This window comes from Pseudomonas sp. B21-056, assembly GCF_026016325.1.
In the GTDB taxonomy this organism is placed as follows: Bacteria; Pseudomonadota; Gammaproteobacteria; order Pseudomonadales; family Pseudomonadaceae; genus Aquipseudomonas.
On the sequence record NZ_CP087203.1, the window covers coordinates 4652970 to 4666066 of the forward strand.

Annotated in this window: 10 protein-coding genes; 1 reads left to right on the forward strand and 9 read right to left on the reverse strand. The window is 60.1% G+C overall.

Annotated elements, in window-relative coordinates:
* Nucleotide 1 precedes the first annotated feature (1 nt).
* The 7 genes from lpdA to sdhC all read right to left on the reverse strand — a co-directional run bounded on the left by lpdA (nucleotide 2) and on the right by sdhC (nucleotide 9147).
* Nucleotides 2-1438 carry a dihydrolipoyl dehydrogenase gene (gene lpdA / locus LOY67_RS20105; protein WP_265064120.1) on the reverse strand — a complete coding sequence of 479 codons (1437 nt, stop codon included), beginning with the start codon at nucleotides 1436-1438 and terminating at the stop codon, nucleotides 2-4.
* Between the two features lie 109 nt (nucleotides 1439-1547).
* Nucleotides 1548-2771, reverse strand: coding sequence for a 2-oxoglutarate dehydrogenase complex dihydrolipoyllysine-residue succinyltransferase (gene odhB / locus LOY67_RS20110; RefSeq protein ID WP_265064121.1), 1224 nt, complete (start codon nucleotides 2769-2771; stop codon nucleotides 1548-1550).
* 42 nt (nucleotides 2772-2813) lie between these two features.
* Entirely contained in the window at nucleotides 2814-5645 is a 2832-nt protein-coding gene (locus LOY67_RS20115; protein WP_265064122.1) for a 2-oxoglutarate dehydrogenase E1 component, read from the reverse strand.
* A gap of 261 nt (nucleotides 5646-5906) precedes the next feature.
* Nucleotides 5907-6611: a succinate dehydrogenase iron-sulfur subunit gene (locus LOY67_RS20120; protein ID WP_024780617.1), complete on the reverse strand. Its 705-nt coding sequence runs from the start codon at nucleotides 6609-6611 to the stop codon at nucleotides 5907-5909.
* Between the two features lie 11 nt (nucleotides 6612-6622).
* Entirely contained in the window at nucleotides 6623-8395 is a 1773-nt protein-coding gene (gene sdhA / locus LOY67_RS20125; protein WP_265064123.1) for a succinate dehydrogenase flavoprotein subunit, read from the reverse strand.
* Nucleotides 8396-8398: 3 nt separating this feature from the next.
* Nucleotides 8399-8767 (reverse strand): succinate dehydrogenase, hydrophobic membrane anchor protein, encoded by a 369-nt coding sequence (gene sdhD / locus LOY67_RS20130; RefSeq protein ID WP_265064124.1) that lies wholly within the window; start codon nucleotides 8765-8767, stop codon nucleotides 8399-8401.
* Complete coding sequence (gene sdhC / locus LOY67_RS20135) at nucleotides 8761-9147, reverse strand: succinate dehydrogenase, cytochrome b556 subunit (protein ID WP_265064125.1); 387 nt, start codon at nucleotides 9145-9147, stop codon at nucleotides 8761-8763. Before sdhC ends, sdhD begins: the two co-directional genes overlap by 7 nt.
* A 351-nt stretch (nucleotides 9148-9498) precedes the next feature.
* Between sdhC and gltA the strand changes: the two genes are divergently transcribed.
* Nucleotides 9499-10788 carry a citrate synthase gene (gltA, locus tag LOY67_RS20140; protein ID WP_265064126.1) on the forward strand — a complete coding sequence of 430 codons (1290 nt, stop codon included), beginning with the start codon at nucleotides 9499-9501 and terminating at the stop codon, nucleotides 10786-10788.
* A gap of 272 nt (nucleotides 10789-11060) precedes the next feature.
* Here the strand turns inward: gltA and LOY67_RS20145 are convergent, their stop codons facing one another.
* Both LOY67_RS20145 and LOY67_RS20150 read right to left on the reverse strand, forming a co-directional pair.
* Nucleotides 11061-12719: a cation acetate symporter gene (locus LOY67_RS20145; protein WP_265064127.1), complete on the reverse strand. Its 1659-nt coding sequence runs from the start codon at nucleotides 12717-12719 to the stop codon at nucleotides 11061-11063.
* Nucleotides 12716-13027: a DUF485 domain-containing protein gene (locus LOY67_RS20150; protein WP_265064128.1), complete on the reverse strand. Its 312-nt coding sequence runs from the start codon at nucleotides 13025-13027 to the stop codon at nucleotides 12716-12718. Before LOY67_RS20150 ends, LOY67_RS20145 begins: the two co-directional genes overlap by 4 nt.
* Nucleotides 13028-13097: the final 70 nt, after the last annotated feature.

Here is a 13097-nt window from a genome sequence, read left to right on the forward strand (position 1 = left end):
GTTAACGCTTCTTGCGGTTGGCCACGTGGATGGCGCCGCCATTTACGGCCAGGGCCGCTTCGTGCAAGGCTTCGGACAGGGTCGGATGGGAGAAGACCATCATGCCCAGATCTTCAGCGCTGGTGCCGAATTCCATGCCGATCGCGCCTTGCTGTACCAGCTCGGCAGCGCTTGGACCAATGACGTGAACGCCCAATACGCGATCGGTCTTGGCATCGGCGATGACTTTCACGAAACCGCCGGTATCGTTGGCTGCCATGGCACGGCCACTGGCGGCGAACGGGAAGGTGCCGACGTTAACTTCAACGCCTTCGGCCTTCAAGGCTTGCTCGGTTTTACCAACCCATGCGATTTCCGGGTGGGTGTAGATAACCGACGGGATCAGGTCGTAGTTCATCTGGGCCTTGTGGCCCTTGATGCGCTCGACGACCATGATGCCTTCCTCGGACGCCTTGTGCGCCAGCATCATGCCGCGGACCACGTCACCGATGGCGTAGACGCCCGGTACGGTGGTAGCGCAGAAATCGTCAACCTGGATAAAACCACGCTCATCCAGCTTCACTTCACAGTCGGCAGCCAACAGGTCGGTGGTCACCGGACGACGGCCGACCGCAACGATCAGCTTGTCGAAAGTGATGGTCTGTTCGCCATTGGCGTCGGTGTAGTTGACCACGACTTCTTCGCCGTTGACCTTGGAACCGGTCACGCGAGCGCCCAGCTTGATGTCCAGGCCTTGCTTGGTCAGGGTCTTCAGCGCTTCCTTGGAGACCGCGGTGTCGGCGGCCATCAGGAAGGTGTCGAGGGCTTCGAGCACGGTCACTTGTGCGCCCAGGCGCGACCATACCGAACCCAGCTCCAGGCCGATCACGCCGGCACCGATCACGCCCAGGCGTTTTGGCACGGACTGGAATTCCAGGGCGCCGGTGGAGTCGACGATCACGTTCTGGTCGACCGGAGCCGGCGGGATGTCGATCGGGCGCGAACCCGGGGCCAGGATGACGTTCTCGGCTTCGATCACTTCAACCGAGCCGTCCGGCTTGGTCACTTCGACCTTCTTGCCCAGCAGCAGCTTGCCGTGGCCCTGGATCGAGGTCACGCCGTTGGCCTTGAACAGGGTGGCAACACCGCTGGTCAGGTTCTTGACGATGCCAGCCTTGCGGCCAACCATCGCAGCGACGTCCATCTTGACTTCGCCAGTGGAGATGCCGTGGACGTTGAAGCTTTCTTTCGCTTCCTTGTATTTCCAGGAGCTGTCCAGCAGCGCCTTGGAAGGAATGCAACCGACGTTCAGGCAAGTACCGCCGAGGGCCTGTTTGCCCTCGCCATCGGTGTATTTCTCGATGCAGGCAGTGGTAAGGCCAAGTTGCGCAGCCTTGATGGCCGCTACGTAGCCGCCAGGGCCCGCACCAATCACTACCACGTCGAATTTCTGAGTCATGAGTCATTCCTTCTCGAATCAAACCGGACGGCCGCTTGTGACGACCGTCGTGGACGAAACCGGTTGTTTCAGCAAGAGGCCGGTCAACCGACCGGCCCTCGCGGCGAAATCAGATATCCAGCAGCAGACGCGCCGGATCTTCCAGCAGGTTCTTGATGGTGACCAGGAACGTCACGGCTTCTTTCCCGTCGATCAGGCGGTGATCGTAGGACAGCGCCAGGTACATCATCGGACGAATCACGACCTGACCGTTGATTGCCATCGGACGCTGGATGATGTTGTGCATACCCAGGATCGCCGCTTGCGGCGGGTTGACGATCGGGGTCGACATCATCGAACCGAATGTACCACCGTTGGTGATGGTGAACGTACCGCCGGTCATCTCATCGATGGACAGCTTGCCGTCACGGGCCTTCTTGCCGAAGGTGGCGATGCCGCCTTCGATTTCAGCCAGGCTCATCAGTTCGGCGTTACGCAGTACCGGAACCACCAGGCCACGGTCGCTGGACACCGCAACACCGACGTCGGCGTAGCCGTGGTAGACGATGTCGGAACCGTCGATCGACGCGTTGACAGCCGGGAAGCGTTTCAGCGCTTCGGTGGCTGCCTTGACGAAGAACGACATGAAGCCCAGGCGCACCCCATTGTGGCTCTTCTCAAAGAGATCCTTGTACTTCGAACGCAATGCCATGACTTCAGTCATGTCGACTTCGTTGAACGTGGTCAGCATCGCCATGTTCGACTGGGCTTCGACCAGGCGCTTGGCCACGGTGGCACGCACACGGGTCATCGGTACGCGCTTCTCGGTGCGGTCGCCAGCGGCGAACACAGGCGCAGCGGCGGCCGGAGCGGCAGCCTTGGCCGGTGCTGCGGCCGGAGCGGCCTTCTTCGCGGCAACGGCAGCCACCACGTCTTCCTTGGTCACACGACCACCCTTGCCGGTGCCGGCAACGGAAGCGATGTTGATGCCGTTCTCTTCAGCGATCTTGCGTGCAGCCGGTGCAGCGATTGGATCGTCTTCGCCATCGGCAGCCGGAGCGGCAGCCTGGGCAGCGGCAGGAGCAGCAGCGGCGGCCGGAGCAGCGGCAGCAGCGCCGCCCTCTTCGATCGAGCCCAGTACCTGGTTGGACAGGACAGTAGCGCCCTCTTCGGCAACGATTGCGCCGAGCACGCCGTCAGCTTCGGCCAGTACTTCCAATACGACTTTGTCGGTTTCGATGTCGACGATCAGTTCGTCGCGCTTGACGGCCTCGCCCGGTTTTTTGTGCCAGGTGGCAATGGTGCCATCGGCAACCGATTCCGGGAAAGTGGGGGCTTTGATCTCGATAGCCATTATCTGTGGTTCCTTAAATTCGGTTTCAGGTGCGCGAAGGCATTAAACGGTGAAGGCATCTTGCAGCAGTTGTTCCTGCTGCTCGGCGTGCATCGATGCGTAACCACAAGCAGGTGCAGCAGAAGCATCACGGCCGGCGTATTCCAGGCCCAGGGCCTTGTTATGGTTGCCGATGCTGCGACGCAGGTGATGCTGGCTGCTGTACCACGCGCCCTGGTTCATCGGTTCTTCCTGACACCACACCACATGCTTGAGGTTGGTGTAAGGCGCGATGGCCTCCATCAGGTCTTCTTCCGGGAACGGGTAAAGCTGCTCGATACGCACGATGGCGATGTCTTCGCGGCCTTCGGCACGACGTTTTTCCAGCAGGTCGTAGTAGACCTTGCCGCTGCACAGGACCAGGCGAGTCACCTTGGCCGCGTCCAGCGTATCGATCTCGGAGATAACCGTCTGGAACGAGCCTTCGGCCAGGTCCTCGAGGGTGGAGATCGCCAGCTTGTGGCGCAGCAGCGACTTCGGCGTCAGCACGATCAGCGGCTTGCGCAGCGGACGGATGACCTGACGACGCAGCAGGTGGTAGATCTGCGCCGGGGTGGTCGGTACGCAGACCTGGACGTTGTGCTCGGCGCACAGTTGCAGGTAACGCTCCAGGCGTGCCGAGGAGTGCTCCGGCCCCTGCCCTTCATAACCGTGTGGCAGCAGCATGGTCAGGCCGCACAGACGACCCCACTTGTGCTCGCCGCTGGTGATGAACTGGTCGACAACCACCTGGGCACCGTTGGCGAAGTCGCCGAACTGGGCTTCCCAGATCACCAGCGCATTCGGCTCGGTGGTGGAGTAGCCATATTCGAACGCCAGGACGGCTTCCTCGGACAGCAGCGAATCGTACAGGTCGAAACGTGGCTGGCCCTTGTACAGGTGTTGCAGCGGGATGTAGGTGCTGGCGTCTTTCTGGTTGTGCAGCGCCGCGTGGCGGTGCGAGAAAGTGCCGCGGCCTACGTCCTGGCCGGTGATGCGGATCGGGTGACCTTCGAACGCCAGGGTCGCGTACGCCATGGTTTCGGCGTAACCCCAGTTGATCGGCAGGCCGCCGGCTTGCATCTTCTGACGGTCTTCGTAGATCTTCGCGACCTGGCGCTGGACCACGAAGCCTTCCGGGATGTCCAGCAGCTTGGCGGACAGTTCCTGCAGGGTCTTGAGGTCGAAGCGGGTGTCGTGACGAGCGGTCCAGGCGTGGCCCAGGTAAGGACGCCAGTCCACGAACAACTCTTTGTTCGGCTCCTTGACCAGGCTTTTTACCACGTGCAGGCCGTTATCCAGGGCGTTGCGATATTCATCGACTTTTTCCTGGACGCGCTCGGCATTCAGTACGCCGCCCTGGGTCAGGCGCTCGGCATACAGCTCACGGGTGGTGCGCTGCTTGGCGATCTGCTGGTACATCAGCGGCTGGGTGCCGCTTGGCTCGTCGGCCTCGTTGTGGCCGCGACGGCGGTAGCAGACCAGGTCGATCACCACGTCACGCTTGTACTGCATGCGGTAGTCGATGGCCAACTGGGTCACGAACAGCACGGCTTCCGGATCATCGCCATTCACATGGAGGATCGGCGCCTGGATCATCTTCGCCACGTCGGTCGCGTACTCGGTGGAGCGCGAGTCCAGCGGGTTGCTGATGGTGAAACCGACCTGGTTGTTGATCACGATGTGCACGGTACCGCCGGTCTTGAAACCGCGGGTCTGGGACATCTGGAAGGTTTCCATGACCACGCCCTGACCGGCGAAAGCCGCGTCACCGTGGATGGAGATCGGCAATACCTTCTCACCGGTCGGGTCGTTGCGACGATCCTGACGGGCGCGAACCGAACCTTCGACCACCGGGGAAACGATTTCCAGATGGGACGGGTTGAACGCCATGGCCAGGTGGACTTCGCCGCCGGTGGTCATCACGTTGGACGAGAAGCCCTGGTGATATTTCACGTCACCGGAACCCAGCTCGACCTTCTTCTTGCCTTCGAACTCGTCGAACAGCTCGCGTGGGTTCTTGCCGAAGGTGTTGACCAGCACGTTCAGACGGCCACGGTGAGCCATGCCGATGACCACTTCCTTGGTGCCGTACGAACCGGAACGCTGGATCAGCTCGTCCAGCATCGGAATCAGGCTCTCGCCGCCTTCCAGGCCGAAACGCTTGGTGCCCGGGTATTTGGTGCCCAGGTATTTTTCCAGGCCTTCACCGGCAGTGACGCGCTCGAGCAGGTGGCTCTTGATGTCGGCGGAGTACGTCGGACGGCCACGAACGCTTTCCAGACGCTGCTGGAACCACTGGCGTTGCTCGGAATCGGTGATGTGCGTGAACTCAGCGCCGATGGTGCGGCAATATGTCTGCTGCAACGCTTCGTGAATTTCGCGTAGGCTCGCTTCCTCTTTGCCGATGAACAGGTCGCCGGCACGGAAGGTCGTATCAAGATCGGCATTGGTCAAGCCGTAATGAGTGATCGACAGGTCTGCAGGTGCAGGACGCTGCCACAGCCCCAGCGGGTCCAGCTGGGCTGCCTGGTGGCCTCGCATCCTGTAGGCCTGGATCAGTCGCAGTACTTCAACTTGCTTCTTCTCGTGTTCGCTGCTCACGCTGCCGGCGGAAACCGGTTGGGCGCGGCGCTGGTTCTTTGCCAGCAGCACGAAATGATCGCGAATCGTCGAGTGCGAAACATCGGTGGCAGAGTTACCGTCAGCGGGCAACTTCTGAAAATAGGTGCGCCATTCTTCTGGCACAGCGTTAGGGTCGTGCAGGTAGAGCTCGTAGAGCTCTTCCACATAGGCAGCGTTACCACCGGAGAGGTGGGCACTGTTCCACATGCGCTGCATCACGCTTTCTTGCATGCTTGGTCACCCTCGATTAGGGGAACACCATCGGCGAAAACACCGAGCAAACTTGCAGAAGTCCGAGTGCAGCGACTAAAACAAGCCACTTAGGATCACGCTGATAGTCCGGGTACCAGCCCGGATGCCCCTGCTTGTCTCATTTCTTCAAAATAAGAACCGCCGCTTTGTGAGCGGCTGTCCTGGTTATGCTACGACGCGGGTTGAAGCCCGCGCCCTAGCCTCTACGGGTACAGCGGTTCTACGGGTACAGCAGCTGAATCACACGCCGCTTTGCAGCAGCATGTTACGTACGTGACCGATGGCCTTAGTCGGGTTCAGGCCTTTCGGGCAGACGTTGACGCAGTTCATGATCCCGCGGCAGCGGAATACGCTGAACGGGTCATCCAGTGCCGCCAGACGCTCGGACGTCTTGGTGTCACGGCTGTCTGCCAGGAAGCGGTACGCTTGCAGCAGGGCGGCCGGGCCCAGGAATTTGTCCGGGTTCCACCAGAAGGATGGGCACGAGGTCGAGCAGCAGGCGCACAGGATGCACTCGTACAGACCGTCGAGCTTTTCACGCTCTTCCGGAGACTGCAGACGTTCGATGGCCGGAGCCGGCGTGTCGTTCTGCAGGAATGGCTTCACCTTCTCGTATTGCTTGTAGAAGATGCTCATATCGACGACCAGGTCACGGATAACCGGCAAACCTGGCAGCGGACGAACGATCAGCTTGTTGCCTTTGACAACGGCCGACAGTGGCGTGATGCAGGCCAGGCCGTTCTTGCCGTTGATGTTCATGCCGTCGGAGCCGCAAACGCCCTCGCGGCAGGAGCGACGATAGGAGAAACCTTCGTCCTGCTCTTTGATCAGGGCGAGCACGTCCAGCACCATCAGGTCCTTACCACCGGTATCGACCTGGAAATCCTGCATGAACGGCGCGGCGTCCTGATCAGGGTTGTAGCGATAAACACTGACTTGCAACATGGCGGCCACCCTTAATAAGTCCGAATCTTAGGTTCAAAAGTCGGAACAGTCTTCGGCGAGAAGTTCACGGCACGCTTGCTTACGCGCTTTTCACCCGGGAAGTACAGGGTGTGGCACAGCCAGTTTTCGTCGTCGCGATCTTCATAGTCTTCGCGGGCATGGGCGCCACGGGACTCTTTACGCACTTCGGCCGCGATGGCGGTGGCTTCGGCCACTTCCAGCAGGTTCTGCAGTTCCAGCGCTTCGATACGTGCAGTGTTGAACGCCTGTGACTTATCGTTGATCTTCACGTTGGCAATTCGTTCACGCAGTTCTGCCAGTTGGGCAATACCCTTCTGCATGTATTCACCGGTACGGAATACACCGAAGTAGTTCTGCATGCAGTTCTGCAGCTCGCGACGCAGGGTTGCCACGTCTTCGCCATCGGTACGGTTGTTCAGGGCGTTCAGGCGCGACAGGGCCGCATTGATGTCGGCTTCGGTAGCGTCGTCGTACTCGATACCGTCGGTCAGCGCCTTTTCCAGGTGCAGGCCGGCAGCGCGACCGAAGACCACCAGGTCGAGCAGCGAGTTGCCGCCCAGGCGGTTGGCACCGTGAACCGATACGCACGCCACTTCACCCACTGCGAACAGGCCAGGGATGATTTCGTCCACGCCTTCGGCGTTCTGGGTGATCGCCTGGCCGTGAATGTTGGTGGCAACGCCGCCCATCATATAGTGGCAGGTTGGAACCACTGGAACCGGCGCGACGACCGGATCGACGTGGGCGAAGGTCTTCGACAGTTCGCAGATGCCTGGCAGACGGCTGTGCAGCACTTCCTCGCCCAGGTGGTCGAGCTTGAGCATCACGTGGTCGCCATTCGGGCCACAGCCGTTACCGGCAATGATCTCTTTAACCATCGAACGAGCCACGACGTCACGACCGGCAAGGTCCTTGGCGTTCGGAGCATAACGCTCCATGAAACGCTCGCCGTGCTTGTTGATCAGGTAGCCGCCTTCACCACGGCAACCTTCGGTGACCAGTACACCGGCGCCGGCGATGCCGGTCGGGTGGAACTGCCACATTTCGATGTCTTGTACCGGCACGCCAGCACGCAGGGCCATGCCGACGCCGTCACCGGTGTTGATCAGGGCGTTGGTGGTGGATGCGTAGATACGGCCTGCACCGCCGGTCGCCAGTACGGTGGCTTTCGAGCGGATGTAGGTGGTTTCGCCGGTTTCGATGCAGATCGCGATCACGCCGACGAAGGCGCCGTCCTGGTTCTTCACCAGGTCTACGGCGTAGTACTCGTTCAGGAACGTGGTACCGGCTTTCAGGTTGCCCTGGTAAAGGGTGTGCAGCAGTGCATGACCGGTACGGTCGGATGCCGCGCAGGTACGTGCAGCCTGGCCACCCTTGCCGTAGTCCTTGGACTGGCCACCGAACGGACGCTGGTAGATACGACCGGTTTCGGTACGGGAGAACGGCAGGCCCATGTGGTCCAGCTCGAACACCGCGGCCGGGCCTTCCTGACACATGTATTCGATAGCATCCTGGTCACCGATGTAGTCGGAACCCTTGACGGTATCGTACATGTGCCAGCGCCAGTCATCGTTCGGGTCGGCCGAAGCGATGGCGCAGGTGATGCCGCCCTGGGCGGAAACAGTGTGCGAACGGGTCGGGAAGACCTTGGTGATCACGGCAGTCTTGTGACCGCCCTGTGCCAGTTGCAGCGCTGCGCGCATGCCGGCACCGCCGCCGCCAATGATGATGGCGTCGAAAGAAATCGTTGGAATGTTAGCCATGGATCAGATACCCCAGAGAATCTGCACACCCCAGACGAAGTAAGCGAACATCGCAACGCCGCATACCGCCTGGAAAAGAAAACGTATGGCAGTCGCCGACTTGCCCAGCGCCATCGGCGTCAGGTAGTCGGTGGCGATGGTCCACATGCCGACCCAGGCGTGGGCGCCCAGTGCGACAAGCGCCAGCAGACTGAAGATACGCATCCCGTTGTGTGCGAACAGACCGTGCCATTGTTCATAGCCAATGCCAGGGTTCGCCGCGAGATAGCCGATCAGGAAAATGAAATAAGCCGCCAGAACGACCGCAGACACACGCTGCGCCATCCAGTCATAGAGGCCCGAACGCGAAAGGTTCGTAACGCTGGTTACCATATCCAAACTCCTGCCAGAACGATCAGCACCAAGGAAACGGCGATGATGATTTTCGAGCCCAGGCGGCCGCCTTCCAGCGTCTCACCGATGCCCATGTCCATGATCAAGTGGCGCACACCGGCAACCAGGTGATACAGCAGAGCGGACAGGAGGCCCCATGCTACGAACTTGGCCAGCGGACTGGTCAAGCATGCCTTCACCTCGGCATAGCCTTCCTCGGAACCCAGGGATTTGCTCAATGCATAAAGCATGATGCCAAGGCCCAGGAAGAGGATGATGCCGGAAACACGGTGAAGAAACGACGTAACGCCGGTGATGGGGAGTTTGATGGTCCTTAGGTCTAGGTTTACAGGTCGTTGGCTTTTCACGGCTTTTTTCACACTGAAGAGCCCCTAAGAATCAGGGCAAAGTTGTTGCGGCGCGCACTGGTCAGGTACTCACCACCCAGGGAGTGACGACCCCCAGCAAAGCAGGCCCAAAAGCCCCTGGCGGTCGGCTGCCGAGTATAGACAGTTAGGTTACTAATGACAACGCGTTCACCTTCCACTGATGGCGCATTGCACAACAGCGGCAAAAGGCGTAAACGGCAGGAAATTTCGCGGAAAAAGTCCGGTTAAAGCCTTCTGGAGCAAGACTTTAGGCAAATTGACTTTCGGATTTATCTCACTATAGTGGTGCGGGCCCTGCGTGGGGGGTCTGTCTGATGATTCCAAGCATTAATAGGAGGCCACATGGCTGACAAAAAAGCGCAGTTGATCATCGAGGGCGCAGCCCCCGTCGAGCTGCCCATTTTAACCGGCACCGTTGGTCCCGATGTAATCGACGTTCGCGGCCTGACGGCCACGGGCCGCTTCACCTTCGACCCGGGGTTCATGTCGACCGCTTCGTGCGAGTCGAAGATCACCTACATCGACGGCGATAACGGCATCCTGCTGCACCGCGGCTACCCGATCGAGCAACTGGCTGAAAAATCGGACTACCTGGAAACCTGCTACCTGCTGCTCAACGGTGAGCTTCCGACCGCAGAACAAAAGGCCCAGTTCGTCAGCACCGTGAAAAACCACACCATGGTTCACGAGCAGCTGAAGTCTTTCTTCAACGGCTTCCGTCGCGATGCCCACCCGATGGCGGTCATGTGCGGCGTTGTCGGCGCCCTCTCGGCCTTCTACCACGACTCCCTGGACATCAATAACCCCCAGCATCGCGAAATCTCCGCGGTCCGCCTGGTGGCGAAGATGCCGACCCTGGCGGCGATGGTCTACAAGTACTCCATGGGCCAGCCCATGATGTACCCGCGCAACGACCTGTCGTATGCGGAAAACTTCCTGCACATGATGTTCAACACCCCGTGCGAGATCAAACCGATCAGCCCGGTGCTCGCCAAGGCCATGGACCGGATCTTCATCCTCCATGCCGACCACGAGCAGAACGCCTCCACGTCCACCGTGCGCCTGGCCGGCTCTTCGGGTGCCAACCCGTTCGCCTGTATCGCCGCCGGCATCGCTGCACTCTGGGGCCCGGCCCACGGCGGTGCCAACGAAGCGGTACTGACCATGCTCGATGAAATCGGCGATGTCTCGAACATCGACAAGTTCATCGCCAAGGCCAAGGACAAGAACGATCCGTTCAAGCTGATGGGCTTCGGTCACCGGGTCTACAAGAACCGCGACCCGCGCGCCACCGTCATGAAGCAGACCTGCGACGAAGTGCTCAAGGAACTGGGGATCAAGAACGATCCGCAACTCGAACTGGCCATGCGCCTGGAAGAGATCGCCCTGACCGATCCGTACTTCATCGAGCGCTCGCTGTACCCGAACGTCGACTTCTACTCGGGGATCATCCTCAAGGCGATCGGCATTCCAACCAGCATGTTCACCGTAATTTTCGCCCTGGCGCGGACCGTCGGCTGGATCTCCCACTGGAAGGAAATGCTCTCCAGCCCGTACAAGATCGGCCGCCCGCGCCAGTTGTACACCGGCTACGAGTCGCGTGACATCACCCAGCTGGAAGATCGCAAGTAAGACCTTGCAATAACGCCTCAAGCTGCACCGCAACGGCCCCCGCTTCTTTTATAGGAGCGGGGGCCGTTTTGTTTATGCCCCCTTGATCTGCGGAACCAGGTCTGACGCCATCGCGAGCAAGCTCGCTCCCACATGGGAATGCGGTCACCTGTGGGAGCGAGCTTGCTCGCGATGGCGGCAGACCTGCCAACCCTTAACCCAAGCCCAAAAAAATACCCCAGCCTCTCGACCGGGGTATTTCTGCACACATGACGCTTGAGCTTTACACCGTATCAGTGATTAACCGCCCCACTCGCCCCCAGACCCGTCTGCGAACGCACGAACTGCGGGAAGAACAGCGCCCGCTCGTTCTCGGCTTCGGCCGACTTGTCGGTGATGGAGAAGAACCAGATACCGACGAAGGCAATGGCCATCGAGAACAGCGCCGGGTACTCATACGGGTAGATCGGCTTCTCGTGACCCATGATCTGTACCCAGATGGTCGGGCCCAGGATCATCAGGCCCACGGCGCTGACCAGGCCCAGCCAGCCGCCGATCATGGCGCCGCGGGTGGTCAGTTTCTTCCAGTACATCGAAAGCAGCAGCACCGGGAAGTTGCAGCTCGCCGCGATGGAGAACGCCAGGCCCACCATGAACGCGATGTTCTGCTTCTCGAACAGGATACCCAGGGCAATCGCCAGCACCGCCAGGGCGATGGTGGTGATTTTCGAGACGCGAATCTCGTCCTTCTCGTTGGCCTTGCCTTTCTTGATCACGCTGGCGTAGAGGTCATGAGACACCGCCGAAGCGCCGGCCAAGGTCAAACCGGCCACTACAGCCAGGATGGTGGCAAAGGCCACCGCCGAGATGAAGCCGAGGAAAATACTGCCGCCCACTGCGTCGGCCAAGTGCACCGCCGCCATGTTGTTACCGCCCAGCAAGGCACCTGCAGCGTCCTTGAAGGCCGGGTTGGTGCTGACCAGCAGGATCGCGCCGAAGCCGATGATGAAGGTCAGGATGTAGAAGTAACCGATGAAGCCGGTGGCATACAGCACGCTCTTGCGGGCTTCCTTGGCGTCACTCACGGTGAAGAAGCGCATCAGGATGTGTGGCAGGCCTGCGGTACCGAACATCAGTGCCAGGCCCAGGGAGAAGGCCGAGACCGGATCCTTCACCAAGCCGCCAGGGCTCATGATCGCCTCACCTTTAGGGTGAACCTTGACCGCTTCGGCAAACAGCATGTTGAAGTCGAAGTTGACGTGCTTCATGACCATCAGCGCCATGAACGAAGCACCCGACAGCAGCAGCACTGCCTTGATGATCTGCACCCAGGTGGTCGCCAGCATGCCGCCGAACAACACATAGAGGCACATCAGGATACCCACCAGCACTACCGCAACGTGGTAGTCCAGGCCGAACAGCAGCTGGATCAGCTTGCCGGCACCGACCATCTGCGCGATCAGGTAGAACGCCACCACCACCAGCGAGCCGCTGGCGGACAAGGTACGGATCTGCTTCTGCCCGAGGCGATAGGACGCCACGTCGGCAAAAGTGTACTTACCCAGGTTACGCAGGCGCTCGGCGATCAGGAACAGAATGATCGGCCAGCCCACCAGGAAGCCGATGGAGTAGATCAGGCCGTCGTAGCCGGACGCGAACACCAGCGCGGAAATCCCCAGGAAGGACGCCGCCGACATGTAGTCACCGGCAATGGCCAGACCGTTCTGGAAACCGGTGATCCGCCCGCCCGCCGCATAGTAGTCACTGGCCGACTTGCTGCGCTTGGACGCCCAATACGTGATGCCCAGGGTCAAGCCGACAAACGCCACGAACATGATGATGGCGGCGACGTTGAGGGGTTGTTTCTGTACCGCCCCGGTCAGGGCTTCAGCCGCCCAGGCACCCGGAGCGAACGCGGTGATGCTCAATAGAGCCAGTAGACGCCGGATCATTGCTGAGCCTCCTTGAGAATCGCATTGTTCAGGTCGTCGAACTCGCCGTTGGCGCGTCGCACGTAGATAGCGGTCAGGACGAAAGCCGAGAGAATCAGACCGACACCGATGGGAATGCCCCAGGTGATCGTCGAATCAGGCGAGATCTTGCTCCCAAGAACGTGTGGCCCGTAGGCGATCAGAAGAATGAATCCGGAGTACAGCCCTAGCATGATCGCCGAAAGAATCCAGGCGAACCTTTCCCGTTTTCTCACCAGCTCCTTGAAGCGCGGGCTGTTTTGAATCGAGAGGTAAATGCTGTCGTTCATTGTTTTTATCCTCGCAGCACAATTTAAGTTGGAACGACTCTACTCTATGCGGCTCAAGGCCAGGATCCAG